Origin of the sequence: Streptomyces sp. NBC_01216, assembly GCF_035994945.1 — a bacterium.
Lineage (GTDB): Bacteria > Actinomycetota > Actinomycetes > Streptomycetales > Streptomycetaceae > Streptomyces.
Map to the genome: position 1 here is coordinate 1,280,685 of NZ_CP108677.1, position 23,494 is coordinate 1,304,178.

Consider the following 23,494-nt stretch of genomic DNA (forward strand, 5'->3'; position numbering starts at 1 on the left):
TCCAGGTGACCGGTGGCGGCACGCCGGCTCCGTCACGGCCACGGCCGTCTTCTCGCGGCCCGGGGCCCGGCGGGCGGCGATCGCCACCGGGGCCGGCGGTCAGGCGGGCCGCGCGGAGGAGGAAGGGGTCGCCCGCCTGCGCGGCGGTCACCGCGACGCGGCCGAGCGGGAGGTCGAGGGCGTCCTCCGCCGAGGCGGTGGCGGTCATGCCGGGACGCCCGTGCGGGTACGGCGGTCCCGCATCGCCCAGGCCCACGCGACGGCGCCGGCGGCGGCGAACTCCGCCGCGACCAGCATCCACCCCTGGCCGTACCGGCCCCGCTCGGCGAGCATCCCGAACAGGGGCGGCCCCACCGCGAATCCGGCGAAGAAGCCGGCGGCGACCAGCGCCGAGTCCTGCCCGGCGCGGCCGGGTGCGGAGCGCTGCATCACGAGCACCATCGAGACCGCGTTGCCGGACACGGCGAACAGTCCCACCGTCACGGCCCCGGCCCAGACCAGCGGTCCGGCCCGGTCGGCCGCGGCGAGGAGTACGGCGGCGCCGACGGCGCCGCCCGCGAGGAGGCCCGGAAGCCAGGGGGCGCGGCCGGGTGTGGCGGCGCGGGACCAGCCGACGCGGCCGGCGATCCCGGCGACGCCGAGGACGGCGACCAGCGCGCCCGCCACCGCCGGTCCCATGCCGAGACCTTGGGCACCGAACAGCGCGAGGTAGGTGTTGACGGAGGCGATGCCCGCTCCCAGGAAGAGCGAGAAGGCCGCCAGCCAGGGCACGGGGCCGTCGGGTGGAGCGGACGCGCGCGGCACGGCGGCGCCCTTCGGTGGCGCGTCGGCCGGCAGCACCCGCCAGGCCCACCCGGCCGCGAGGAGCGCCGCCCCGGCGGCCACCCACACCGCGCCCCGCCAGCCGAGGACGCCCGCCGCCGTGGCGAGCGGCAGCCCCGCGACGAAGGCTCCCAGCTGGACGCCCGACTGCTTGGTCCCGGTCACCGCGCCGCGTCTCGGTGCCGGGACGGTGGCGAGGATCGCCTTGTTCGTCGCCGGGTTGGCCAGTGCCTGCGGGAGACCGCCGAGCGCGACGGCCGCGAGCAGCAGGGCGGGGCCCGGTGCCGCGCCGATCAGGGCGAGCGCCACCGCCGAGGTCGTGAGCAGCGCGACGAGCGCGCGCCGGGGTCCGATACGGTCCACGACCCGGCCGCCGACCGGTGAGAGCACCGCCGCCGTACCGAAGCCCACCGTGGTGGTCAGCCCCAGCAGGGTCTCCGACACGCCCAGACCGTCGACGAGGCGCGGACCGAGCGCTCCGAGCAGGAACAACTGCATCATCGAGAAGGCCATCGCCGTGGTCAGCAGCGCGGTCGACCCCCGTACGGCTCCGTGGCCGGACTCGGCCGGCGCGGCCCCCGCCGTGCTCGCGGTTCCCACCGGGTGCCCCCTCTCCCCACACGACGTCCGGGCCTTCCGTCGCCGACATCGAGAAGTCGTCTCCGGAGTGACGGGAGTTCCCGAGGGGCCCTTGTGGGGTGTGCCACAGTCGCGTAGGCATGACCCGACGGGTCGAGGGGGGGCGGCCCCGGCACGGTCGCACCCGCCCTCACACCTCGGGAGAGGGTTGCAAGGATGGGCGCGCCATGACACCAGGCCGATGTTCGCGGGGAGCGCGGGCCGCGATGTTCGCGGCCGTCTGCGTGCTGCTCGCCGCCACCGGTCACATCCTGATGTCCGGGCGGCCCCTGCCTGTTGGGACGCTGTCGGCGGCGTTCGTGGGGGTCGCGGCGGTCGCCTGGGGCCTCGCGGGCCGCGAGCGCGGCCTGTACGCGGTGACGGCGGCGGCCGTCACCGTCCAGAGCGCGCTGCACACGGCGTTCGCCTGGTCCCAGCCGGCCGAGGCGCCGGACGCGGTCACCGCGCGCGCGGCGATGGGTCACACGCACCCGGCTCCCGGCGTCTCGCCCTCCGCGGCGACGGGGCACGAACCCCTTGCGCAGGCCGCCGCCGGACACGGCCTCCGTTCCCACGCCGCGATGGGCCAGGACGCCATGGCGCACGCCGCGATGGGCCAGGAGACCGTCGCGCACGCCGGCGTGCGGCACGACGTCCTCGCACACGCCGGTGCGGCGATCACCGGCGCGCCGGGCGGGCACGACATGGCGGACATGTCCGCGTCCCTCGGCATGCTGTCGGCGCACCTGATCGCGGCGCTGCTGAGCGGGCTGTGGATGGCCTGCGGTGAACGGGCCGCCTTCCGTATGCTGCGGGCGCTGCCGCTGGGTCTCTTCCGGCCGTTGCGCCTGCTGTTCGCCGTCGCCGTTCCGGTACCGCGGGAGCGGCCTTGTCCCCGGACCGTACGAGCCGGTGACGAGCGTCCTCCCCGCCGGCTCTTCCTCGCCCATTCCGTCATCTCACGGGGTCCGCCGCCGGCACTCGCTGTCCTCTGACAGCCGGCTCCCCGAGCCCGACGGCGTCCCGCCGTCGCTCGGGCCCTCGGCCCCGCCGTCCCGGCCGGCCGACCCCCTCACCGGCGTCGCCCTTCGCGCGCGCCGCCGGATTCACCTTTCCCGCAAAGGACTTGTGGCGATGACTCCTGCCCACGACACCCTCGACCAGGGACCGGCGAAGCCTTCCCGTTCCGCGCACACGGCCGACGGCGACGCCGCGACGACGCTGCTCGCGCTCGCGGCGCGCGACGGCGACCCGGCCAAGGCCGACCTGTTCGTGCGCGCCCTGCACCGCGACGTCTGGCGGTACGTGGCCTATCTCAGCGCGGACCGCCAGGCCGCCGACGATCTCACCCAGGAGGTCTTCCTGCGCGCCCTCGCCGCGCTGCCCCGCTTCGAGGGGCGCTCCTCGGCCCGCACCTGGCTGCTGTCCATAGCTCGTAGGACCGTGGTCGACAGTCTCCGGCGCGCTGCCGCCCGGCCCCGGCTGTCCGACCGCGACGACTGGCAGAGGGTGGCCGAGCACACGCAGCCGCGGGGCCTCCCCGGCTTCGAGGACGGCATCGCCCTCGCCGAACTCCTCGCGGCCATCCCGGCGGAGCGGACGGAGGCGTTCGTCCTCACCCAGTTGCTGGGCCTGCCCTACGCCGAGGCCGCGGAGGCCATCGGCTGTCCGGTCGGCACGGTCCGTTCGCGCGTCGCGCGGGCCCGCGCCTCGCTGGCCGCTCTGCTGCGCGGCGAGGAGACCTCCCGGCCGGTCCCCACACAGCCCGGGGCGGCGTCGGCGGGCCGGAGGTTCACCCGGGTGCCCGCGCTCGCCTGAGAGCCTGCCAGGTGGCCTCCGGCCGACCGGAGGACGTGGCCGGTGCGCGCGATGCCAAGGCGTCGGGATGCCGCTGCAGCGGAGTCACCGGGGCATGGCGGCAACGCCGCCAGCGCGCGTGTGAGGGCGTGACCGCCCGGTCGGAGGCCACCCGACAGGCTCTGACGCTCCCGGCCCGACGCGCGGGGTCGCGGGAGGGGCGGCGGACGGGGGTGGGCTCGTGATGTGCCGCGAGCCCGCCCCCGTGCCCGGGGTCACGGCGTCGACCGCGGCCCCAGGATCCGGACCAGCAGGTCGTCGAGGCTCACCAGCCCGCTCGGCGTTCCGTCCGGTCCCTGGACGAGGGCGAGTGAGGCGCGGCGATGGCGCAGCTGTTCCAGCGCGTGGGAGACCGTGTCGGTGGGCGCCAGTCGGGGCACCGGACGGGCGAGGTCGCGCGCGGTGACCTGTCGGCCCCGTGTGCGGGCGACGAGGGCGTCCCGGGCGTGCAGGGTGCCCAGGACGTGGTCTCCGTCGTACACCAGGAGCCGGGACCGGTCGGCTTCGGCGGCGCGGGCGATGACGGCGTCCGGGCCGGCGTCCGCGGGGACGGCGACGAAGTCGGCCGCCGGAGTCTGGAGTTCGGCGACCGGGGTCTGCGGTTCGGTCAGGGAACGGGTGATGAGCTGGGAGTCCGTCGAGTCGATCAGACCGAGGCGCTCGGACTCCGCCACCAGCCGGCCGAGCTGCTCGCGGTCGTGCACGGTGGCCAGTTCTTCGCGAGGACGGACGCGGCACAGCCGTACCAGCGCGTTGCTGACCTTGTCGAGCAGCCGGATCAACGGGCGGACGCACCTGACCAGCGCCCGGAACGGCGGAGTGAGGATCATCGCCGCGCGCTCGGGGTGGGCGATGGCCCAGGACTTGGGCGCCATCTCGCCGACGACCATGTGCAGGAAGACCACGACGATCATGGCGACGGCGAAGGAGATCCCCGAGCTGAGCGCGGTCGGCAGGCCGAGCCCCACCAGCAGCGGGTCGAGTTCGTGTGAGACGGCCGGCTTGGAGATCGAGCCGAGGCCGAGGGTGCAGACGGTGATGCCGAGTTGCGCTCCGGCGAGCATCAGCGACAGTTCACGCATGCCGGCGAGGGCGGCCCCGGCGCCGCGGCGGCCCTCGGCGGCGGCCTTCTCGACACGGTGGCGCTTCGAGGCGACGAGCGCGAACTCGGCGGCGACGAAGAAGCCGCTGCCGATCAGGAGCAGGAGGGTGACGAAGACCGCCACGGGGAAGCTCACGCCTGGGTCTCCTCGGCGGTCGGCCGCACCTGTTCGAGGCGGACGCGTTCGGGTACGTGCCGGTCGAGGCCGAGCACCTCGATGTGGACGTCGTCGATGACGAGCCGGTCCCCGATCGCGGGGAAGCGGCCGAGCCGGTCGATGATCAGCCCCGCCACGGTGTCGTAGTCGTCGTCCTCGGGCAGGGTGATGCCGGTGGCCTCGTCGATCTCGTCGAGGCGCCGGCCCGCGTCCACACGCCAGCCGGAGCCGTCGGGTACGGCGAGGTCGACGACGGTGTCGCTCTCGTCCGCGATGTCGCCGACGAGTTCCTCGGCGATGTCCTCGTAGGCGATGATGCCGGCGACGCCGCCGTGCTCGTCGAGGACGACGGCGAACTCGTCGCCGCGTTCCCGCATCCGTGCCACGGCACCCGGCAGCCGCAGTGTGTCGGGGAGCAGCAGGGGGTGCCGGGCGGCCTCGCCCGCGGTCGTGGTGGCGAAGGTTTCGGCGGGCAGGCGGACGAGCTCCCGCACACCGACCACTCCGGCGATGTCGTCCGGATGGTCGCCGAGGACCGGGTAGTTGGAGTGTCCGTGGCGGCCGATGAGCGCGACGGCCTCGGTGAGCGGGGCGTCCTTGCGTACGAACACGGCGTCGGCGCGCGGCACCATGACCTCGTCCAGGGTCCGCTCCGAGAACGCCAGTGCGTGGTCGAGGAGTTCGGCGGTGTCGGCCGGAAGACCGCCCCCTTCGTGCGATGCGCCGATCAGATGGCTCAGCTCCTCCAGAGTGGCCCCGTGGTGGAGTTCCTCGACGGGTTCGATGCCCACGGCGCGCAGCAGCCGGGCGGCGGCGCCGTCGAAGACGCGTACCGCGGGTCCGACGATCTTCAGGTACAGGAGCGTGGAGGGGGCCAGGGATTTGGCGAGCCGTTCGGGGACGGCGAGTGCGAGGTTCTTCGGGGCCAGTTCGCCGAGGACCATCTGGAGGAAGGTGGCGAGCGCGAAGGCGAGCACGACGGAGATCGCCGAGACGGCGCCGTCCGGCAGCCCGGTGCCCTCCAGGGCCGGCCTGAGCAGCGCGGAGACGGACGGTTCGGCGAGGAAGCCGACGACCAGGCCCGTGACGGTGATGCCGAGCTGGGCACCGGACAGCATGAAGGAGAGGCGTTCGAGGACCGTCAGCGCGCGGCGGGCGCGCTTGTCCCCCGCCTCGGCCTCGCGGGCGAGGGCGAGGCGGTCGGCGGCGACGTAGGCGAATTCCTGGGCGACGAAGTATCCGGTGCCCGCGGTGAGGACGAGAACGGCCAGCAGGCCGAGAACGGCGCTCATCGGGGGCACCGCGCCGGGTCGGTGGTCGTCGGGCGGGCGGGCACGGAGGGTCTCCTTCGGGAAGGCCGGGCAAGGGTCGGTCGGGTTCGAGTATCGGGGTGCGGCCGGCCGCGGGTGCCCCCGGGGCGCGGTGGGCGGCGCGTCGCGGGGCGGAGTGGGGCGGACGGACGGACGGCGGGAGCGCGGTGCGAGGGGGCCGGCGGCGGGCCCGGAGCTCCTTCGTGTCCGTGCGACGGGAGGCGGGACAGGTCCTCCCGCGCTCGGCACCCACCGTAAGGGAGGGGTCGGGACGCTTGTGCGGTCGGGGAGTTGAGCCGCGCGAGACCCCCCACACCCCTATGCTCTACAGGCATGTAGAGGAGCGGTGGATCACCGTTCCACCACACCACGCGTACAGACGAAGGAGTGAACGCCACGATGGTGTTCAAGAAGCTGCTCGGCTCGCTCGGCGTCGGCGGTCCCGCCGTGGACACGGTCCTCGACCCGGGCGCCGTCGCACCGGGAGGCATGCTCGGCGGCCGGGTCCATCTGAGGGGCGGCGGGGCCGACTTCACGGTCGAGCACCTCACCCTGGAGCTCGTGGCCCGTGTCGAGGCGGAACACGAGGACGGGGAGTCGGAGGGTTTCGTCGCCTTCCACCGCGAGGTCGTCGGCGGAGGCTTCCGTCTCCCGGAGGGCGAGGAGTACAGCGTGCCGTTCTCCCTCACGCTCCCCTGGGAGACGCCCGTCACGGAGCTGTACGGCCAGGGGCTCGGCATCACGCTGGGCGTGCGCACGGAGCTCGGCGTGGCCGGCGCGAGGGACAAGGGCGACCTCGACCCACTGGCGGTGCGGCCCCTGCCCGTCCAGGAGGCGGTCTTGGAGGCCCTCGGACGGCTGGGATTCGGGTTCCGGTCCGCCGACCTGGAGCTCGGCCACATCCGGGGCACCGGCCAGCGGCTCCCCTTCTACCAGGAGATCGAGCTCACTCCGGCGCCGCAGTACGCGCACCAGGTCAACGAGATCGAGCTGACCTTCCTGGCCGGGCCCGGCGGCCTGGAGGTCGTCCTGGAGGCCGACAAGCGCGGCGGGTTCCTCTCCGAGGGACATGACGTGGTCACCCGCTTCGCCGTCGGCCACCACGACGTCGAACACCTCGACTGGAACGCCGAGGTGACCGGCTGGATCGAACGGCTCGTCGGTCACCACGCCGGGGCAGGCTACGGGGCGCACGCGTCCTACGACCACGGACAGCACGGGTCTCACGGGTTCGACGAACGGCATCACGGACACGGCTCCGGAGCGGGCACGGCGATCGCCGCGGGCGCGGCCGGTCTGGCCGTGGGGGTCGTCGGCGGCATGGTCGCCGCGGAAGTCGTCGACGAGGTGGGCGACTTCTTCGAGGGGGACGACGAGGACGAGGAGGAGGGTGGGGACGAGGACTGATGCCCGGCCAGAGGGCCGGACACGCCCCCGGCGGCTGCCCCGCGCGGCGCACGGAATGCTGATAACTTCTACAATATTGTAGAAACCAAGTGGGCGTCAGGGCCGTCACTCGAGTCGGCCCGGACGGCCTCCGACACGCAACGGAGTTCTCGATGGCCCTGTGGGACCGCGTCAAGGAGTCCGCATCGACGATGCAGACCCAGCTGATCGCGAAGAAGAACGACCTCAAGAGCGGCGCGTTCCGCGACGCGAGCATGGCGATGTGCGCGCTCGTGGCCGCCGCCGACGGAACGATCGACCCGTCCGAGCGGCGCCGGGTCGCCCAGCTGATCTCCACCAACGAGGTGCTCCAGAACTTCGACGCGCTCGACCTGCAGCGCCGTTTCGACGACAACCTGAACCGCCTGACCGCCGACTTCGACTTCGGCAAGGTGAGTGTGCTCCAGGAGATCGCCAAGGCGAAGAAGAAGCCCGCCGAGGCACGCGCCGTCATCCAGATCGGCATCGTCATCGGCGGCGCCGACGGCGACTTCGACAAGACCGAGCAGGCCATCGTCCGCGAGGCCTGCTACGCGCTGGACCTGCCGCCCCACGAGTTCGACCTCTGACAGAAGGTCAACAGACCGGTACGCCCCGGCACGGGCGCTTCGCGAGACGCGCGCCCGCGCCGCGGCCTGCCCGCTACAAGGGCGTGGCCGCGTGCAGGATCGCGCACAGCGTGACCGCCGAGTTCGCCGAGGCGACGGCGGACACCGTCGTCCCCACCGCCGCACCCCACGCGGCCAGCCCCACCGCGGTGAACGCCGGGGGCCAGGCGCGCGGGGCCGGTGGCGGCGCCAGCAGCGCCGCCACCCTCCTCGGCACCGGGCCGGCGACGGACGCGAACCCGGCCAGCGTCGGCACGGGCGCGCCCGACGAGACCAGGGCCGACTTCCCGACGGCGCGGGCGACCGTCCGGCGGCTGCCGATCCTGGCGGCGGCCTCCTCGTCCGCCCAGCGCTCGGCCGTGTAGGTCACGGCGGTGCACAGGGGACGCAGAAACGGGTTGGCCCGTGCCGCCACCCGGACGACCAGCAGGAATCGGTGGTGCCGCCGCTCCAGGTGGGCGCGTTCGTGCGCGAACAGCGCCCGGCGCTCGGCCGCGCTCAGCCCCGCCAGGATGCCGCGGCTGACGACGACCCGGCCGGGCCGCCCGGGGAGCGCGTACGCGTAGGGGGCGTCGTCGGGCAGCACGGCGACCGAGCGGGAGGGCAGCGAACCGAGCGCCCGCTCCGCCCGTCTCCGGGCACGCCCGTGCCGTCGCAGGGTGCGTCCGACGGCAAGCACGACCGCCAGCAGAGCGGGGATCGCCGCCCGGCCGGCGATCTCGTCGTACGGGACCGCCGCCCGCACCTCCGGGTCCGACCAGCCGTCGGGCAGCGGATTGCCCGGGAGCTGGGCCGTGCCGACGACCATGAGCAGAGCGAGACAGAGCGTGCTGCACAGAGCCAGCACGGCGGCGACCCCGGTCAGCATCCGCGTCGCCGTACGCGGGTGCAGATGCTGCTCCGCCAGCCGGGCGACGGGCCACGCGGTCAGCGGCAGGACGAGCGGAAGGAAGACGAAGACCCCCATGGCGTCAGTCTTCCCCCTCCTCCCCGGCCTGCGCCAGCAGCCCCCGGAGCAGTTGCTCCTCCGTCGCGGACAGGCCGGTCACGAAACGTGCGAGCACCGCCTCACGGTCGCACTCGGCGTCCAGGACCTTGCGCATCCGCAGCGCGGCGAGCCCTGCCTGGTCCGCCACGGCCGTCCACTCGAAGGACCGGCCCGACCGCTCCCGGGCCACCGCGCCCTTGGCGTGAAGGCGCGTCAGGATCGTGATCACCGTGGTGTAGGCGAGATCACCGCCGAGCAACTCCTGGACCCGGCCGGCGGTCGCGGGCCGGCCGGACGACCGCACGGCGGCCAGGACGAGGGCCTCCAGCTCGCCCTGCCCGCGCCGCCGCGGCGCCGGTCCGGCGTCGCACCGGCCCCGGTCCGCCGTCCCGTGGTCCGTCATCCGTCAGCCTCCCGCCTGTCCCTACCACAGCCCCGATGCCCCGGAGAGCCGCGCTCGGGGGCTCGGGGCGGTTCATCGTACTGACCCGATACCCGCCGTCCCACCGCCGTTCGCCCGCGCGTCCGCGCGCCGACCGCGGGCGGACGTACAACGAAGCCACGACGGCACCCGGCGCTCCGGTTCCCCCGGCTTCTACGCCACTGTAGATTTATGCGCACGACTCGGGGAAAGGAACACGACATGGGTGTGAGTCTGGGCAAGGGCGGCAACGTCTCGCTGAGCAAGGAGGCACCCGGACTGACGGCGGTCCTGGTCGGCCTGGGCTGGGACGTCCGCACGACGACCGGCGCCGACTACGACCTCGACGCCAGCGCGCTGCTCCTGAACGACACGGGGAAGGTCGCCTCCGACCGGCACTTCGTCTTCTACAACAACCTGACCAGCCCGGACGGTTCGGTCGAGCACACCGGCGACAACCTCACCGGCGAGGGGGAGGGAGACGACGAGTCGATCAAGGTCGACCTGTCGACCGTTCCGGCGGACATCAGCCGCATCGTCTTCCCGGTCTCCATCCACGACGCCGACAACCGCGGCCAGAGCTTCGGCCAGGTCCGCAACGCGTTCATCCGCGTGGTCAACCAGGCCGGCGGCGCGGAACTCGCCCGCTACGACCTCTCCGAGGACGCCGCCACCGAGACCGCGATGATCTTCGGCGAGCTCTACCGGCACGGCGCGGAGTGGAAGTTCCGCGCGGTCGGGCAGGGCTACGCCTCCGGACTCGCCGGAATCGCCGGGGACTTCGGCGTCAACGTCTGACCTCGTCCACCGGCCGGCGACAACCACGCGTCGGTCGACGGCCGGCACCCCGGCCCCTCGCACCGACCGGAAACGGAGCCCCATGTTCGGCATCAGCGAGATCGCGATCCTCCTGATCGTCGTCATCATCGTGCTCGGCGCCAAGAAGCTGCCCGAGCTCGCCCGGAACGCCGGCAAGGCCGCCCGGATCCTCAAGAGCGAGACGAGGGCGATGAAGAGCGACGACGGCCAGGGAGAGCCGCAGGCCGTGTACGAGGTGAGCACGCCCCCCACCGCGGCGAGCGGGACGGCGGCCGGCGGCGCGGCGGGTGCCACCGCACCGGCGCCCACCGCCTCCGCCACGTCCCCGACACCGCCCTCCCCGGCGCGGCCCGGCATGCCGGGTGCCTCGCCCGCGGAGTGAACCGGCCCGGCCGGTGCGGGAGCGGCGCTCGCGCACCGGCCGGCGGGAACTCCGAACGGCGGCACGCAGGCCGCGGCCGGGGGCACGGCAGCGGGGTACGGCAGCGGGATCGCCTGATCAGCCGGCGACCCAGGAGAGCGCCTCGTCGCGCGCGGCGAGCGGGAAGGTCTTGGTCTCCCCGGGCGACATCCACCCGAACAGGGCGGTGAGGTGGGCCATCCACTCGATGTCGGTCACCAGCGCGGTGCGCTTCCAGGCCCGCAGATGCTCGACACCGAGCTTGACGTCCTCCCGGACCGCGCCGCCCGTCATGCCCTCGAAGTCGCTCATGACGAGGAGGAGGCGGATCTCCCCACTCCGGGCGGCCTCGACCACCGCCGGGAGCAGGGTGTCGCGATAGTCGTCGGCGGAGATCTTCCCGAACGCCTCGAATCCGACGACACCCGCCGGCATGTCCTCAAGTTCCCTGATCACCCTTGCTCCCTCGCGTCGCAGGCCGCGTCCCGGCCCGTACCGAGCCTCACACCACCCCGGGCAGCGCGCGAGCCCAGGAGGTGCCTCCGGGACCGGACGGCACGGCCGCCGGACCCGGTTCCGCGGGTGCGGGGCTTCCGGGCCGCGGGCTTGGGGGTACGGGCTCGATGGTGCGCGCGGCGAGCGGCGGCGGGAGCGCGCGTGACCACCGGCTACACGTCCTCCGTGTCCCCAGCGCCCTCCGCGTCCTCCGTCCCCGCTGCCTCGCCCGCGGCGGTCGTCGGCTCGTCGGCGGCGTACGGGTGCACGTACCGGTCCTCACCGAAGGGCGTGAACCAGGTGGCGAAGGACATCGGCGCGATGACCGGCGGTTCCGCGGCCGGGCCCCCGTCGATCCCGTCCGTGGCGTCGTCGGTGCCGTCCGTCACGTCGACGTAGAGCCACTCGAAGTCCCGGTCCTCGTGGACCGTGGCGGCGAAGGCGTCCAGCGCGGCCACGGCGCCGTCGTCCAGGAGGCCGTACAGATCGAGCGTGATGTGCGCCTGTTCCAGCAGGAGCTTCAGCACGAGTTGCTCGGCGAGGCAGCCGAGCCCCCGGAATCCGCCGTCGGTGAATCGGGTGGTCAGGGCGATCGCCGTCACGAGGAAGCGGCGGGCGAAGTGTTCGTCGTACCGGAGGGCGTAGCGCGGCGGCAGGTCTCCCAGGTGCCAGAGGTGCCCCTCGCAGGCGGCGGCGTTGGTGTCCTCCTCGGCGAGGAGCTGGACGTCGTCGAGAAGCTCGTCGACGAGCAGTTCGGCGGCGTGGACGACCGCTCCCGCGGCGACCTCGGCGCTCTCCGGCGACACTCCCTCCGTCCTGACGTCGCCCGGCGCGGCGTGCGCCGCCGGGGCGTCGCCCGTCGCCCCGTCGCCCCGCGGCAGTCCTCCGGTCGTCGCCTCGCCCGTCGCGAGGTCCGCCGTCCGGCCGTCGGCTCCTCCTCCGGCGGGCCGGGCTTCGCCACCCGCCCCGGGCCGGAACGCCGCGCCCTCCGCGCCCCGCACGCCGAAGGCGGCCGGGCGGAAGGACCGCAGCCTGGGGGCCGTCGCACGGAACCCCTCACGGGGTGCGGGGGTGTCGGCGGTGGCTTCCTCGGCCGCCGCGGCGCCCGCCGTATGCCGGGCCCGGCGCGCCTCGGGGTCGCTCGGCGGCGCGTCCGGCCCGTCGGCCGCCTCCAGGCTCTCGCGGGCGCGATCCGTGTGCAGCCTCACCTCACTGCTGCGGACCACCCACTCGGCCAGCAGGTCCGAACGTTCCAGGACCTCCTCCGCCACCGAGCCGACCGCCTCCTCGGCACACTCCAGCGACACCGCGTCCACGTACACCTGGAGGACCGCACCGCCCGGATGGACCTCCACGACGGTGTCGATGAGGTCCACTTCGGCACCGTCGGGCCCCTCGATCCCGGCCACCGCGTCGAAGCCCCTCCGCAACAGGGTGGCAGCTCCGACCCGATGCAGTTCGTCCAGTTCCGGAGCGTCCTCCGGCAGGTGTGTCTCCACCGTCACGACATAGGTCACGACGGCCAGCCTGCCAGGCCCGACCCGTCGGTAACGGGTGAACGGGAAAGCCGGAACGAGGGCGGGACGCACCGCTTCGCCCTCGCCCGCGTCCTGACGGACCGTGGAGCGATCGGCGCGATCGCCGGTGGGCGCCGATCACCAGGGATACGGTGGAGCCCGTGATCGAAACGATTCTTCCCCCGGGCACCGCGACTTCCGAAGCGTTCGGGGACCCGGCGGAGGCCGCCTTGTTCCCCGGCGAGGAGGCGCTGATAGCACGCGCGGTGGAGGGGCGCCGCCGAGAGTTCACCACGACACGGCACTGTGCCCGCCTCGCGCTGCGGGAACTCGGGTACGAACCGGTGGCGATCCCGAGCGGCGAGCGGCGCGAGCCGATCTGGCCCGAGGGGGTCGTCGGGGCGCTGACCCACTGCCTCGGGTACCGGGCCGCCGCGCTGGCCCGGGCCGAGCACGTTCCCTCCCTCGGCATCGACGCCGAGCCCCACCTCCCGCTGCCTCACGGCGTGCTGGACTCCGTGTCACGGCCCGAGGAGCGCGTCCACCTCGCGGAACTGACGGCCGCGGCCCCCGAAGTGCACTGGGACCGGCTGCTGTTCAGCGCGAAGGAGTCCGTCTACAAGGCGTGGTTCCCGCTGGCGCGCCGCTGGCTCGACTTCACGGAGGCGACCCTGGAGTTCGACCCCTCCGGCCGCGGGTTCCGCGCCACCCTCCACCAGGAGGGTCCGCGGGTGGGCGGATCGCCCCTGGTCTCGATGACCGGGCGCTGGCTCGTCGACAACGGTCTCATCGCCACGTCCGCCGTCGTCACGGCCTGACCGCCCGCCACGTCCTGCTCCCGGATCAGCTCCGGCCGCCGGGCTCGACTGCCGCACCGTTGAACGGCGCGGCGAGGACGGCGGCGCCGCGCGAGGCGATCCACTCCGTGGGGTCCACGGGGCTCCGGATCGTCCGCCCGGCCCCTCCCGGGTGCGGCGGCCCCGACGCCCGGAGGACCGACCCGTCCTTGGCGGCGCGCTCCCGGCGGGGAGACGACGGCCGAGGGGCCCGGCAGACGCACACAGGAACCGCACAGGCGTACGGGTGCGCCATCCGACGAGGTGCCCCGTCCGCGGCGACCACTTCCGCGTGCCGTCGCGGCGCCTCCGGGCGTCTCGGGGATTCGCGGCGCGCTGCCCGCCCGTATCCACGGACGGCACCCCATGGACCGGGCCGTGGACGTGCCCGGGAAAGCCAGGTGGCAGCCGGACACGCCGCCCGCCGGGCCGCCGGACGGCGAAAGGCCGCACGCCACGGCACCGCTACTGGCATCATGGCACTGAGTGTGTTTTGCTGAGGGTACTCAGTGCCAAAAGCAGCTTGACGACAGCGTTCTAGGGGAGCTCCAGATCATGGGCAAGGACTTCGACCTGTACCGTCCGTCCGAGGAGCACGAGATGCTCCGGGAGACGGTCCGCGCGCTGGCGGAGGCGAAGATCTCGCCGTTCGCCGCGGCGGTGGACGAGGAGGGCCGCTTTCCTCAGGAGGCCCTGGACGCGCTGGTCGCGGCCGACCTGCACGCGGTGCACGTGCCGGAGACGTACGGCGGTGCGGGGGCGGACGCGCTGGCGACGGTCATCGTGATCGAGGAAGTGGCGCGCGTCTGCGGCAGTTCGTCACTGATCCCGGCGGTCAACAAGCTCGGATCGCTGCCCGTGGTCCTGTCGGGTTCCGAGGACCTCAAGCGGCGCTACCTGGGCCCGCTGGCCCAGGGTGACGCGATGTTCTCCTACGCCCTGTCCGAGCCGGACGCCGGCTCGGACGCGGCCGGGATGAAGACCCGGGCCGTGCGTGACGGCGACTTCTGGGTCCTCGACGGCGTGAAGCGGTGGATCACCAACGCCGGGGTCAGCGAGTTCTACACGGTGATGGCGGTCACCGACCCCGAGAAGCGGTCCCGGGGCATCTCCGCGTTCGTGGTGGAGAAGTCCGACGAGGGCGTGTCCTTCGGGGCGCCGGAGAAGAAGCTCGGCATCAAGGGCTCCCCGACGCGCGAGGTCTACCTCGACAGCGTCCGGATCCCCGCGGACCGGATGATCGGCGAGGAGGGTACCGGCTTCGCCACCGCGATGAAGACCCTGGACCACACCCGGATCACCATCGCCGCCCAGGCCATCGGCATCGCCCAGGGCGCCCTCGACTACGCCAAGGGGTACGTCAAGGAGCGCAAGCAGTTCGGCAAGCCGATCGCCGACTTCCAGGGCGTGCAGTTCATGCTCGCCGACATGGCCATGAAGCTGGAGGCCGCCCGTCAGCTCACCTACGCCGCCGCGGCCAAGTCCGAGCGTGTCGACGGCGACCTGACCTTCTTCGGCGCGGCGGCCAAGTGCTTCGCCTCCGACGTCGCCATGGAGGTCACCACGGACGCCGTCCAGCTCCTGGGCGGCTACGGCTACACCCGCGACTACCCCGTCGAGCGCATGATGCGCGACGCCAAGATCACCCAGATCTACGAGGGCACCAACCAGGTCCAGCGCATCGTCATGGCCCGCAACCTCCCGTAATCGTCTGTCACTTGAAAGGAGCCAGGCTGTGACCCTGAGGATCGCTGTCTGTGTGAAGTACGTACCCGACGCCACGGGCGACCGGGGTTTCGCCGACGACCTGACCGTCGACCGCGACGAGGTCGACGGCCTCCTCTCGGAGCTGGACGAGTACGCCGTCGAGCAGGCCCTGCAGATCTCCGAGGAGTCCGACGACGCCGAGGTCACCGTCCTGACGGTCGGCCCGGACGACGCCAAGGACGCCCTGCGCAAGGCGCTCTCGATGGGCGCCGACAAGGCCGTTCACGTCAACGACGAGGACATCCACGGCTCCGACGTCATCGGCACCTCGGCGATCCTCGCCAAGGCGCTCGAGAAGACCGGCTTCGACCTGGTCGTGTGCGGCATGGCGTCGACGGACGGCACCATGGGCGTGCTGCCCGCGCTGCTCGCCGAGCGCCTGGGCCTGCCCCAGATGACGCTCCTGTCGGAGCTGTCCGTGGCGGACGGCCTGGTCAAGGGCCGCCGGGACGGCGACGCCGCGACCGAGCAGGTGGAAGCCCCGCTGCCGGCCGTGGTGTCCGTCACCGACCAGTCCGGCGAGGCCCGGTACCCCTCCTTCAAGGGGATCATGGCCGCCAAGAAGAAGCCGGTCGAGGAGCTGGACCTGGACGACCTGGGCATCGACGCCGACGAGGTCGGCCTGGCCGGGTCCTGGACCCTGGTCGACTCGGCCGCGGCCCGCCCGGCCCGTACCGCGGGCACCATCGTCACGGACGAGGGCGACGGCGGCAAGCAGCTCGCCGCGTTCCTGGCCGCGCAGAAGTTCATCTGACCGTCACCGCTCACCGTTTCAGGAGCAATGAATCATGGCTGAGATCCTGGTTCTCGTGGACCACGCCGACGGTGCGGTCCGCAAGCCGGCCCTCGAACTGCTGACCCTGGCCCGCCGGATCGGCGAGCCCACGGCCGTCGTGCTGGGCGCCGGCGAAGCCGCGGCCGCTGTCGCGGCCAAGGCCGCCGAATACGGCGCGTCCACCGTGTACGTCGCGGACGGCGCCGAGTTCGCCGAACACCTCGTCGTACCGAAGGTCGACGCGCTCACCCAGATCGCGAAGGACAAGGGCGTCGCCGCCGTCCTCGTGACCTCCTCAGGCGAGGGCAAGGAGGTCGCCGCGCGTACGGCGCTGCGCCTCGGCTCGGGTCTGATCACCGACGCCGTGGAGCTGGAGGCCGGCGAGAACGGTCCCGTCGCCACGCAGTCCGTCTTCGCCGCCTCCTACCAGGTGAAGTCGACCGTCTCGCACGGCGTCCCGGTCATCACCGTGAAGCCCAACTCCGCCGCTCCGGAGGCCGCCCCGGCCGCCGGCTCGGTCGAGAACGTGACCGTCGCGTTCACCGGCAACGCCGCCAAGGTCGTCTCGCGGACCCCGCGCGTGTCGACCGGACGCCCGGAGCTGACCGAGTCCGCGATCGTGGTCTCCGGCGGCCGGGGCGTCGGCGCGGCCGAGGGCTTCGAGGTCGTGGAGAAGCTGGCCGACTCGCTCGGCGCCGCCGTGGGTGCCTCGCGCGCCGCGGTCGACGCGGGCTGGTACCCGCACTCCAACCAGGTCGGCCAGACCGGCAAGCAGGTCTCGCCGCAGTTGTACATCGCCTCCGGCATCTCCGGCGCGATCCAGCACCGAGCGGGCATGCAGACCTCGAAGACCATCGTCGCGGTCAACAAGGACCCGGAGGCGCCGATCTTCGACCTGGTCGACTACGGCGTGGTCGGCGACCTCTTCACCGTACTGCCGCAGCTCACAGACGAGATCGCCTCGCGTTAGCGCCGCGTCAGGAGCTGTTCGCCCGTCGAGTCCGGCGTCCGGTGCGGTGGATCGCAGGACGCCGGCTCGACCTCGTAGGGAACCTGCCCGGTTGATCCGGCAATGCCGCGAGCCGCCGTGCCGGGCGTCGCGACAGGGCGAAGGCCGCCTGACGCGGCACGAGGACCCGGCCCGGCGGACCACGCCGCGGCCCGCGGTGTCCCCGCGGGCCGCAGCGTGACCGCGCTCGGCCCCAGAGGCTCGTCAGAGCGGCTTGATGCGGGCCTTGAGCAGGCAGAACTCATTGCCCTCGGGGTCTCCCAACACACGGAACTAGACGTTCTGGAGTGTTGCCGTGGGTACGTCGGTGCTGGTCAAGAGTGGTTCCGGGACACCTCTGCCCCCTACAGGGGGCATGGAGAATCGAGAACGTAGGAATTCCTCGGTCCCTACCGGGCCCATGGAAAGCAACCCTCTCGCGGGGACGGTCTACACACTCCGGCGACGACGCCCACGAGCGGTTCATAAAGGCCCTGTCGGCCGAACCGTGGTTCGCCGCCTATGTTGAATACCGCGCGGCTCGTTACCGGCGCGGACACGTGCTGACCGAAGCGCAGCGGGCACAGCGGTCCATCGGTGAACCGATCACGGCGCCCGAACAGCGCTGGTACAACGCGGAGATCCTGGACGCGATTCGGCGGGCGGTCGAGAAGCAGGCGGCTGAACTCGGCGCACAGTTCGCCGAGGAGCTGACACAGGCGCGCGAGGACCACATTTCCGAAAATGGCTGAACGCGCGCTGTCGATGTGGTGCCGCGACGGCTTCGGCGAATATGAAACGCTCGCCGGCTCGCCACCATTCGAGGATAGAGTGAAGCTCGACCAGGGGAGTACTCCCGATTCCTCGCCTGCCAGATCGGCAGTGAGGTGAATCTCGCGCGCCGCAACTGCCGCCCTTTGCGCGGGCGCTTGCTGTAGCTCGCGATAGGCCGAGGCTCCACCGTAAAGCTAGTCGAACCGGTACGGCGTTGAATGCGCTCCGGGCGAACCAGGGGGGTACTCCCGACTTCCCTGGCCCCAGATCGGCAGGGAGGCAAAAAACTCGCACGGCTCATTAGAGCGTTTCTGCGGAAGCGATTCCGTGGGCAGAATGAAGCAACCCCGCCGTACACTCCCATGACCGGAGGTGCGGCGGGGCTATCGTCATGAGGGGACCAGTTCGGGCCGGACGATTTCGCGGGCACGCTCGTACAGAGCTTGCACGTCATGGTTTCGGGCGTGGGGGCGAATGAGTTTGAACATGTCCGTCATGCGCTTATCAATGCGCCCCGAGTTGACTAGAGGGTAATCGTCCAGCGCAAGCCCCCAGGTCTGGCAGGCGGCTTCAAGATGCCCCACGGCTAGTTGCCGCTCGGCGAGAATCGCCCGTTCCTTGACGCGTGTGCGTCGATAGATGCTGTACCGAAGCCGGTCCGATTCCTGCATGGCGGCAACCGCCCCGTGCACATCGCCCATTTCGAAGCGCACCTGACTGGTGTGGTAGTTGAGCGATGCGGGGTCGTACGAGCCGAACGCCTTCCCGCCGGACTCTGCCTTGTCCATGGCCACTTCGGCTTCCTGCAAGAACATGAGCGCGGACCGCCGGTCCCCGATCTGTGCGGCTGCATGTGCCTGCTGGCCGGCGAGGAAAGCGCGCATTCGCGGCCCAGCCTGCGGCGAGGATGCTGCGGCAGCATCGGCAAGCCGCTTAGCCATCGGCCCTTGGTTCAGGTCCACGGCTTGCACACTCATACCGCGAAGCGTGGTGCAGTACGTCAGGTGGTCTTCTGACGCGCCCGCAAGCTCCAACGCTTTGAGGTAGTAGCGCTGTGCGAGACCATGCAAACCCTCGTCAACAGCCATGTAGCCGGTGAGGTAGCAGAGATCGGACGCCGCAGACATCATCGCTTTGCGTACGTCCTCGGGACCGTCCGTCCGTAGGAACGGGGCAACCGTGTTCACCAGGAAGGTTGCGGCAAGGGGGCGAGCGGTGCGCCCCCCAAATTGGTCGTCCATGGACGAGAGTTGTTCCGTCATGGCAGAGACCGTGTGCACGTCCGCCATACCGATGCGGGTCCGTGTGCCTCTCTGGGCCGCTTCCATGCGCCCCACCACGTCCGGCCACTCGGGAACTGTCAGCGCGACGGAGAACAGAGCGACGCTCAGCACGCTACGGCGGGACGGGTCCATGTCTTGCCTCCCCAGGTCTAACAGCCCCTCCACCGTACTGGGGTCGCGTCGCTGATCTGCGGGAGCCGTGGGGAACCTGGCCTCGCTGTGCGCCACGGGGCGCCGCAGTCTGCGTGCGAGTGCTTCCAGGATCAGCGGCCGTACGTCCTCTTTCGGCATGTGGCCTTTGAGCCACTGATGCACCGATGGCTCTCGGTAACGCAGGGGAGTTCCGCGCTCCGTCCCCAATCGGTTGATCTCTTGCGCAAACTGCCGCAGCGTCCACCCGGTTTCCCGGTACAGCCGCTCAAGCCCCGCGTTCGGTTCCGGGTTGGCCACCGGTCCTCAACTCCCCGCGCTTTGAAGACGCTTAAAGCTCTTAAGTCCTGCCCCTGTTGCAACGGTACCGCTGTGCGTGGTCGGACGGTTGCCTAGTGCGAGGAGAGATCACCGCAAGGGACGACGCCGAAGCGAAGGGCCCGGACATGGATCACAAGCCCGCCCACGAGACCGATGACGTGGACGAGTTGGCCGCCCTGATACAGGCGGGCGGGTTCTGGCGGCTCGCACCGGAGTGGGTGCCCCGAACCGGCTACGCGCCGCCCACGCGACCGGTACTGCTCCGGGTCCATGACGGCCTGGAACGAAGGGGGCGCCATGGGCACGCCTGAGAACCCGCGAGAACACCCGCGAGTGTGGGAGCCGGGGGAAACCGCTCGGGACACCGCTACGGGCCGGGTGGGGCGCGTCATGGGGCACGTCGGCCCGTGCTACCAGCTTCGTCCGCTGAACGGGGGCAAGGAGTGGGAAGCCGAACCCGACGACATGCTTCCGGCCATGCAGTCCGACGCTCTGAGCGGCGCCGTGGCCGAGGTGAACGCCCGCACGCGCCAGGGCTGCTGAGTGCCGGACGAGAGCACGGCCGCCAGCCCATTCGCGGGAACTCCATACGAGAACAGCCCCGAAGGGTGGTGGACCGAGTACCGGGGAGCGCTGGACGTGAAGTCCGGAGTGGTCTACCTCCCTCCTGGTTCCAAGCACATTCCGTGCCGCTGGGAATCGTGCAAGCACGGATGCCGATAACAGGAGAACGCACCGCGAGAAGCGTCTACTACCGAGTCCCGCAACTACTACAGACAGAAAGGGAGTGCCAATGGAAACCACCGAGCGCGCGAGACTTGACGCGTTCTTCGGCAAGGTCACCGCGACGTTCGCCCCGAGCGAGCGTCCGTCCTCGCTGCTGATCACCCATCTCTTGCCCGAGCGTCCCTCGTTCGTCGAGGCCGTGGGCAGGGTGACGCAGCTCCGCGCGGTGCTGCCCAAGCCCAAGTCCATCCACGCGAGTGCCCGCCGCGAGATCGAAAGGGCGCACCCGTGCGACGAGCTGTCCCGGGAGCTGTTCAGCGACCCCGACACGGCCGTGAGCTACCTGGAGAACAGAGCAGCCGGCGAACGGCTCGTCTTACTCGATGTGGGCGGCTACTTCGCTCCCTCGCTGGACGCGATCTGTGAGCGGTTTTCGGGAACGATCCTCGGCGTGGTCGAGGACACCGAGAACGGCCACCGCCGCTACGCCGAGCGGGACAAGTTGCCGTGTCCCGTGATCAGCGTGGCTCGGTCGCCGCTCAAGGAACCGGAAGACTTCCTGGTCGGACAGTCCGTCGTGTTCTCCACGGAAGCGCTGCTGCGGCAGCGGAACGACATCCTGCACGGGCGTCCCGCCCTGGTGATCGGCTTCGGCAAGCTGGGCAGCTCGATTGCCCGCCTGCTGCACGTCAAGGGCGTACGCGTCATCGTCCACGACGTGGACCCCGTGCGGCGGGCACAGGCAATGTCGCAGGGGTTCGAAGTGGCCCGAGACCGCGACCAGGCCATTGCGGCGGCGGGTCTCGTGCTGTGCGCGACGGGTCAACTGTCGCTGCGTGGCGAGGACTTCCCGCAGCTCAAGAACGGTGCCTACGTCGCTACCGTGACCAGCTCGGAAGACGAACTGGAGTTGAGCGGGCTTCCCTCGGGCTACGCCCGTGACAGCGCCGGCGAGCACGTCACCTGCTACAGCACTCGGGGGCACTACTTCTATCTGCTGAACGGGGGTGAGGCGGTCAACTTCATCCACGGCGCGAGCGTTGGACCGTTCATCGCGCTCGTTCAGGGCGAACTCTTGGCGGGCGCCGCCAAACTCGCCCGGGGGGACCTGGACAGCGCTATGCATGAGGTGTCCACCGCCGACCGGGAAGCCATCGCGGCTGCCTGGCTCCACTACTACAACAGGTGATCGAATGCCCATCACGGCAGACCACATCCGTACGACCGTCGTCGAGTACGCCGACGCGCACCCCGAGGACAAACACTCGCTTGCCCCGCTCGGTGAGCTGCTGGACCAGGGCGCCGACGTGACGAGCCGGAAGGAGTTCCGAGGTCACGTGACCGCCGGAGCGGTGCTCGTCAACGACCAGGGGGAAGCGCTGTTCATCCATCACGTGGCGCTCGACAAGTGGCTGACCCCCGGCGGACACCTGGAGCCCGAGGACGTGAACCTGATGGGCGCGGCGCTGCGCGAGCTGATCGAGGAAACGGGAATCACGCTCAGCATCTCCCCCGTGCAGGCGACCCCCGTGCACGTCGACGTGCACCCCATCCCCGCCAACGAGAGCAAGGGGGAGGGCGCCCACTGGCACGCGGACTTCCGTTACCTCTTCCGCGCGAGCGGCGACCAGGCCGTGAAGCTGCAAGAGGAGGAGGTCAGCGGGTACGCGTGGCGCAGCGTGGACACGATCGCTGATGAGGTTCTGCGTTCACGGGTCGCCGCCGCGCTCCGCTAGGTAGTCGCTCACAGTCGGCCCCGCATGTCCGTGCCCCCGTCGCGGACATGCGGGGCCGCGTGCTGTCTAGTCCTCGCCCTCGCCCTTACTGCGATCCCGGACGTACGTGCCCCGCTGCGGCACCGTGAAGACGTGTCCCTCTTCGCGCAGGAATCGCACCGCATTGCGAACGGTCTCTCGGGCCACCCCGAAGCGCTGCACAAGGGACGCCTCGGAGGGAATCCGCCGGTTCACGGGCAGAGTGCCGCTCTCAATGTCGGCGATGATCACTGCCGCGATTTGCCGGTAGACCGGCGTTGGGGATTCGTGGTCAATCTCAGGTGCAGCCATGAAGGCAAGCGTAGACAACCGGCCACGTTGCCTTCCGAAGGCAGACGTCTATCTACTGAGGTAGACGAAGGTAGACCAGTTCCCTTACCGTCGGATACGAAAACGCCCCGACAGACCGATTAGGCCCGGTCCATCGGGGCTTGCCGAACAGCTTGCTAAGGAGCTGCACGACCATGCGCGATCTTATCGCCCTCGCATCCATCGGACTCGGGTCCATGCTCGTTCTCTGGTGCGCCCTCGCACTGACGCCGAGCCGGCCCGGACGCCACTCCGCCGCCTATCAGGCGCCCAAGACCCTGCCGACCCTTCCAGTGCCCCGAGTGAGGCCGCTTCCCCCGACCCCCGCGCACGTCCGTGCATGGAACGTTCCACTCCGTGGCGAGGACACCGCACTGATTCGCCCCTACGTCCACGCGGACGACACGTTGGAACTCGGCGTGATCCGGGAACGGCGCACCGCCGCCGTCCTCGCCACGCTCGGCGTGGACTACGCGTACGGCTACGCGGGCGATCACTTCGAATCCCTCTCCGCCCTCGCCGCTGCGGGGGTGACCGCATGACCCGCGAGGCGGTCACCAGCAAGACGCCCGAGTCCGACCGCTCCGTGTTCACGGTCTGTGGTCACTGGACTGACGCACCCGTGATGATCGGCGATGTGCAGAGCCAGAGTGGCGGCGCCTGGTTCACTCACTACGCCTGTGCCGAGCATGCCCACAAGTACCCGCAGCTTGCCCAATGGGACGAGCTGCCCGTGATGCGCCGGACCCCTCAGCGCTGACCAGCCCCAGACAGCAAAACGCCCCGTGCGGCCAAGTGCCGTGCGGGGCTCTGTCGTTGGCGCTGACGTGCGCGTATGCTCAGAACTGGTAGTCAGGAGTGTCGGGGTCGGCCAGGACATGCCACTGCTCGTCCCCGGTCTGGCCGACATCGGCGCGGCGGGCGCCCAGCTTCAGGAGGCGTTCGAGCTCGGCGTCCTGGTCGCGGTCGGTGGGGTTGACGTCGATATGCAGCCGCGACTTCCCCGGCTCCGGCTCTTCCCGGACGCTGAAGAAGATCGTGGGCTGCGGACCGCCGAAACCTTCCGGCGTCCCGATCTCCACGCAGCCCTCCTCGCGGCCCACCACGACGTAGCCCAGCACCTCGCACCAGAACCGCGCCAGCGGTTCCGGGTCGCGGCAACCGAGTACGAGCTCACCGATACGACATGCCATGAGGGGCGAAACCTGCTTTCAGTCAGTGGGATGCCGG

At 71.5% G+C, this 23,494-nt stretch carries 27 protein-coding genes; 17 read left to right on the top strand and 10 right to left on the bottom strand.

Features of this window, described 5'->3' with window-relative positions; genetic code table 11:
• Positions 1-204: 204 nt before the first annotated feature.
• Entirely contained in the window at positions 205-1,422 is a 1,218-nt protein-coding gene (locus OG393_RS05450) for an MFS transporter (protein WP_327373455.1), read from the bottom strand.
• Positions 1,423-1,628: 206 nt separating this feature from the next.
• On the opposite strand from OG393_RS05450, the gene OG393_RS05455 reads away from it, so the two are divergent.
• Entirely contained in the window at positions 1,629-2,435 is an 807-nt protein-coding gene (locus OG393_RS05455) for a hypothetical protein (protein ID WP_327373456.1), read from the top strand.
• Positions 2,436-2,574: 139 nt separating this feature from the next.
• Positions 2,575-3,258: a sigma-70 family RNA polymerase sigma factor gene (locus OG393_RS05460; RefSeq protein WP_327373457.1), complete on the top strand. Its 684-nt coding sequence runs from the start codon at positions 2,575-2,577 to the stop codon at positions 3,256-3,258.
• A 254-nt stretch (positions 3,259-3,512) separates the two neighbouring features.
• On the opposite strand, the gene OG393_RS05465 is transcribed toward OG393_RS05460, so the two are convergent.
• Positions 3,513-4,535, bottom strand: coding sequence for a hemolysin family protein (locus OG393_RS05465; protein ID WP_327373459.1), 1,023 nt, complete (start codon positions 4,533-4,535; stop codon positions 3,513-3,515).
• Positions 4,532-5,848: a hemolysin family protein gene (locus OG393_RS05470; protein ID WP_327373460.1), complete on the bottom strand. Its 1,317-nt coding sequence runs from the start codon at positions 5,846-5,848 to the stop codon at positions 4,532-4,534. The genes OG393_RS05465 and OG393_RS05470 overlap by 4 nt, the downstream gene beginning before the upstream one ends.
• Positions 5,849-6,265: 417 nt before the next feature.
• Between OG393_RS05470 and OG393_RS05475 the strand changes: the two genes are divergently transcribed.
• Positions 6,266-7,273 carry a sporulation protein gene (locus OG393_RS05475; protein WP_327373461.1) on the top strand — a complete coding sequence of 336 codons (1,008 nt, stop codon included), beginning with the start codon at positions 6,266-6,268 and terminating at the stop codon, positions 7,271-7,273.
• Between the two features lie 152 nt (positions 7,274-7,425).
• Positions 7,426-7,881, top strand: coding sequence for a tellurite resistance TerB family protein (locus OG393_RS05480; RefSeq protein WP_327373464.1), 456 nt, complete (start codon positions 7,426-7,428; stop codon positions 7,879-7,881).
• 73 nt (positions 7,882-7,954) lie between these two features.
• Here OG393_RS05480 and OG393_RS05485 read toward each other — a convergent pair whose 3' ends face one another.
• Both OG393_RS05485 and OG393_RS05490 read right to left on the bottom strand, forming a co-directional pair.
• On the bottom strand, positions 7,955-8,887 hold the full coding sequence (locus tag OG393_RS05485; RefSeq protein WP_327373465.1) for a M56 family metallopeptidase: 933 nt from the start codon (positions 8,885-8,887) through the stop codon (positions 7,955-7,957).
• A gap of 4 nt (positions 8,888-8,891) precedes the next feature.
• Positions 8,892-9,311: a BlaI/MecI/CopY family transcriptional regulator gene (locus OG393_RS05490; RefSeq protein WP_327373466.1), complete on the bottom strand. Its 420-nt coding sequence runs from the start codon at positions 9,309-9,311 to the stop codon at positions 8,892-8,894.
• Between the two features lie 240 nt (positions 9,312-9,551).
• Between OG393_RS05490 and OG393_RS05495 the strand changes: the two genes are divergently transcribed.
• Both OG393_RS05495 and OG393_RS05500 read left to right on the top strand, forming a co-directional pair.
• A complete protein-coding gene (locus OG393_RS05495; RefSeq protein WP_327373467.1) occupies positions 9,552-10,127 on the top strand; it encodes a TerD family protein in 576 nt (191 codons plus the stop codon).
• 82 nt (positions 10,128-10,209) lie between these two features.
• Positions 10,210-10,530: a twin-arginine translocase TatA/TatE family subunit gene (locus tag OG393_RS05500; protein WP_327373468.1), complete on the top strand. Its 321-nt coding sequence runs from the start codon at positions 10,210-10,212 to the stop codon at positions 10,528-10,530.
• A 117-nt stretch (positions 10,531-10,647) separates the two neighbouring features.
• On the opposite strand, the gene OG393_RS05505 is transcribed toward OG393_RS05500, so the two are convergent.
• Both OG393_RS05505 and OG393_RS05510 read right to left on the bottom strand, forming a co-directional pair.
• Positions 10,648-11,004 (bottom strand): STAS/SEC14 domain-containing protein, encoded by a 357-nt coding sequence (locus OG393_RS05505; RefSeq protein ID WP_327373469.1) that lies wholly within the window; start codon positions 11,002-11,004, stop codon positions 10,648-10,650.
• A 212-nt stretch (positions 11,005-11,216) separates the two neighbouring features.
• The gene (locus OG393_RS05510) at positions 11,217-12,560 is read right to left on the bottom strand and encodes a hypothetical protein (protein ID WP_327373470.1); all 1,344 of its coding nucleotides are present in this window, start codon (positions 12,558-12,560) and stop codon (positions 11,217-11,219) included.
• Positions 12,561-12,721: 161 nt separating this feature from the next.
• On the opposite strand from OG393_RS05510, the gene OG393_RS05515 reads away from it, so the two are divergent.
• The 5 genes from OG393_RS05515 (at position 12,722) to OG393_RS05535 (ending at position 17,678) form a co-directional block, all read left to right on the top strand.
• On the top strand, positions 12,722-13,378 hold the full coding sequence (locus OG393_RS05515) for a 4'-phosphopantetheinyl transferase family protein (protein ID WP_327373471.1): 657 nt from the start codon (positions 12,722-12,724) through the stop codon (positions 13,376-13,378).
• A gap of 573 nt (positions 13,379-13,951) precedes the next feature.
• Positions 13,952-15,103, top strand: a complete 1,152-nt coding sequence (locus OG393_RS05520) for an acyl-CoA dehydrogenase family protein (RefSeq protein ID WP_327373472.1) — start codon at positions 13,952-13,954, stop codon at positions 15,101-15,103.
• Between the two features lie 28 nt (positions 15,104-15,131).
• Positions 15,132-15,917 carry an electron transfer flavoprotein subunit beta/FixA family protein gene (locus OG393_RS05525; RefSeq protein ID WP_327373473.1) on the top strand — a complete coding sequence of 262 codons (786 nt, stop codon included), beginning with the start codon at positions 15,132-15,134 and terminating at the stop codon, positions 15,915-15,917.
• A gap of 34 nt (positions 15,918-15,951) precedes the next feature.
• Positions 15,952-16,908: an electron transfer flavoprotein subunit alpha/FixB family protein gene (locus OG393_RS05530; RefSeq protein WP_327373474.1), complete on the top strand. Its 957-nt coding sequence runs from the start codon at positions 15,952-15,954 to the stop codon at positions 16,906-16,908.
• Between the two features lie 578 nt (positions 16,909-17,486).
• Entirely contained in the window at positions 17,487-17,678 is a 192-nt protein-coding gene (locus tag OG393_RS05535; protein WP_327373475.1) for a hypothetical protein, read from the top strand.
• A gap of 411 nt (positions 17,679-18,089) precedes the next feature.
• Here OG393_RS05535 and OG393_RS05540 read toward each other — a convergent pair whose 3' ends face one another.
• Positions 18,090-19,433 carry a tetratricopeptide repeat protein gene (locus OG393_RS05540; RefSeq protein ID WP_327373476.1) on the bottom strand — a complete coding sequence of 448 codons (1,344 nt, stop codon included), beginning with the start codon at positions 19,431-19,433 and terminating at the stop codon, positions 18,090-18,092.
• A 146-nt stretch (positions 19,434-19,579) separates the two neighbouring features.
• Here OG393_RS05540 and OG393_RS05545 point away from each other — a divergent pair, with 146 nt between their 5' ends.
• The 4 genes from OG393_RS05545 to OG393_RS05560 all read left to right on the top strand — a co-directional run bounded on the left by OG393_RS05545 (position 19,580) and on the right by OG393_RS05560 (position 21,916).
• Positions 19,580-19,765: a hypothetical protein gene (locus tag OG393_RS05545; protein WP_327373477.1), complete on the top strand. Its 186-nt coding sequence runs from the start codon at positions 19,580-19,582 to the stop codon at positions 19,763-19,765.
• Between the two features lie 79 nt (positions 19,766-19,844).
• Positions 19,845-19,997 (top strand): hypothetical protein, encoded by a 153-nt coding sequence (locus tag OG393_RS05550; protein ID WP_327373478.1) that lies wholly within the window; start codon positions 19,845-19,847, stop codon positions 19,995-19,997.
• A gap of 250 nt (positions 19,998-20,247) precedes the next feature.
• Positions 20,248-21,369: an adenosylhomocysteinase gene (locus OG393_RS05555; RefSeq protein WP_327373479.1), complete on the top strand. Its 1,122-nt coding sequence runs from the start codon at positions 20,248-20,250 to the stop codon at positions 21,367-21,369.
• Between the two features lie 4 nt (positions 21,370-21,373).
• A complete protein-coding gene (locus tag OG393_RS05560) occupies positions 21,374-21,916 on the top strand; it encodes an NUDIX hydrolase (protein ID WP_327373480.1) in 543 nt (180 codons plus the stop codon).
• 66 nt (positions 21,917-21,982) lie between these two features.
• Here the strand turns inward: OG393_RS05560 and OG393_RS05565 are convergent, their stop codons facing one another.
• Positions 21,983-22,246: a GntR family transcriptional regulator gene (locus OG393_RS05565; protein WP_327373481.1), complete on the bottom strand. Its 264-nt coding sequence runs from the start codon at positions 22,244-22,246 to the stop codon at positions 21,983-21,985.
• Positions 22,247-22,419: 173 nt separating this feature from the next.
• Here OG393_RS05565 and OG393_RS05570 point away from each other — a divergent pair, with 173 nt between their 5' ends.
• Together OG393_RS05570 and OG393_RS05575 are read left to right on the top strand one after the other, a co-directional pair.
• Entirely contained in the window at positions 22,420-22,806 is a 387-nt protein-coding gene (locus OG393_RS05570) for a hypothetical protein (RefSeq protein ID WP_327373482.1), read from the top strand.
• The gene (locus OG393_RS05575) at positions 22,803-23,024 is read left to right on the top strand and encodes a hypothetical protein (RefSeq protein WP_327373483.1); all 222 of its coding nucleotides are present in this window, start codon (positions 22,803-22,805) and stop codon (positions 23,022-23,024) included. The genes OG393_RS05570 and OG393_RS05575 overlap by 4 nt, the downstream gene beginning before the upstream one ends.
• A gap of 79 nt (positions 23,025-23,103) precedes the next feature.
• Here OG393_RS05575 and OG393_RS05580 read toward each other — a convergent pair whose 3' ends face one another.
• On the bottom strand, positions 23,104-23,457 hold the full coding sequence (locus tag OG393_RS05580) for a VOC family protein (protein ID WP_327373484.1): 354 nt from the start codon (positions 23,455-23,457) through the stop codon (positions 23,104-23,106).
• Positions 23,458-23,494 lie beyond the last annotated feature (37 nt).

Excerpts from the sequence above, each read along its gene's own strand:
- OG393_RS05560 (WP_327373480.1), top strand. The coding sequence starts at position 21,374 with ATGCCCATCACGGCAGACCACATCCGTACGACCGTCGTCGAGTACGCC.
- OG393_RS05495 (WP_327373467.1), top strand. The coding sequence starts at position 9,552 with ATGGGTGTGAGTCTGGGCAAGGGCGGCAACGTCTCGCTGAGCAAGGAG.
- OG393_RS05460 (WP_327373457.1), top strand. The coding sequence starts at position 2,575 with ATGACTCCTGCCCACGACACCCTCGACCAGGGACCGGCGAAGCCTTCC.
- OG393_RS05580 (WP_327373484.1), bottom strand. The coding sequence starts at position 23,457 with ATGGCATGTCGTATCGGTGAGCTCGTACTCGGTTGCCGCGACCCGGAA.
- OG393_RS05520 (WP_327373472.1), top strand. The coding sequence starts at position 13,952 with ATGGGCAAGGACTTCGACCTGTACCGTCCGTCCGAGGAGCACGAGATG.
- OG393_RS05545 (WP_327373477.1), top strand. The coding sequence starts at position 19,580 with ATGGATCACAAGCCCGCCCACGAGACCGATGACGTGGACGAGTTGGCC.
- OG393_RS05555 (WP_327373479.1), top strand. The coding sequence starts at position 20,248 with ATGGAAACCACCGAGCGCGCGAGACTTGACGCGTTCTTCGGCAAGGTC.
- OG393_RS05500 (WP_327373468.1), top strand. The coding sequence starts at position 10,210 with ATGTTCGGCATCAGCGAGATCGCGATCCTCCTGATCGTCGTCATCATC.
- OG393_RS05485 (WP_327373465.1), bottom strand. The coding sequence starts at position 8,887 with ATGGGGGTCTTCGTCTTCCTTCCGCTCGTCCTGCCGCTGACCGCGTGG.
- OG393_RS05530 (WP_327373474.1), top strand. The coding sequence starts at position 15,952 with ATGGCTGAGATCCTGGTTCTCGTGGACCACGCCGACGGTGCGGTCCGC.
- OG393_RS05550 (WP_327373478.1), top strand. The coding sequence starts at position 19,845 with ATGGGGCACGTCGGCCCGTGCTACCAGCTTCGTCCGCTGAACGGGGGC.
- OG393_RS05490 (WP_327373466.1), bottom strand. The coding sequence starts at position 9,311 with ATGACGGACCACGGGACGGCGGACCGGGGCCGGTGCGACGCCGGACCG.
- OG393_RS05470 (WP_327373460.1), bottom strand. The coding sequence starts at position 5,848 with ATGAGCGCCGTTCTCGGCCTGCTGGCCGTTCTCGTCCTCACCGCGGGC.
- OG393_RS05570 (WP_327373482.1), top strand. The coding sequence starts at position 22,420 with ATGCGCGATCTTATCGCCCTCGCATCCATCGGACTCGGGTCCATGCTC.
- OG393_RS05455 (WP_327373456.1), top strand. The coding sequence starts at position 1,629 with ATGACACCAGGCCGATGTTCGCGGGGAGCGCGGGCCGCGATGTTCGCG.
- OG393_RS05565 (WP_327373481.1), bottom strand. The coding sequence starts at position 22,246 with ATGGCTGCACCTGAGATTGACCACGAATCCCCAACGCCGGTCTACCGG.
- OG393_RS05475 (WP_327373461.1), top strand. The coding sequence starts at position 6,266 with ATGGTGTTCAAGAAGCTGCTCGGCTCGCTCGGCGTCGGCGGTCCCGCC.
- OG393_RS05480 (WP_327373464.1), top strand. The coding sequence starts at position 7,426 with ATGGCCCTGTGGGACCGCGTCAAGGAGTCCGCATCGACGATGCAGACC.
- OG393_RS05575 (WP_327373483.1), top strand. The coding sequence starts at position 22,803 with ATGACCCGCGAGGCGGTCACCAGCAAGACGCCCGAGTCCGACCGCTCC.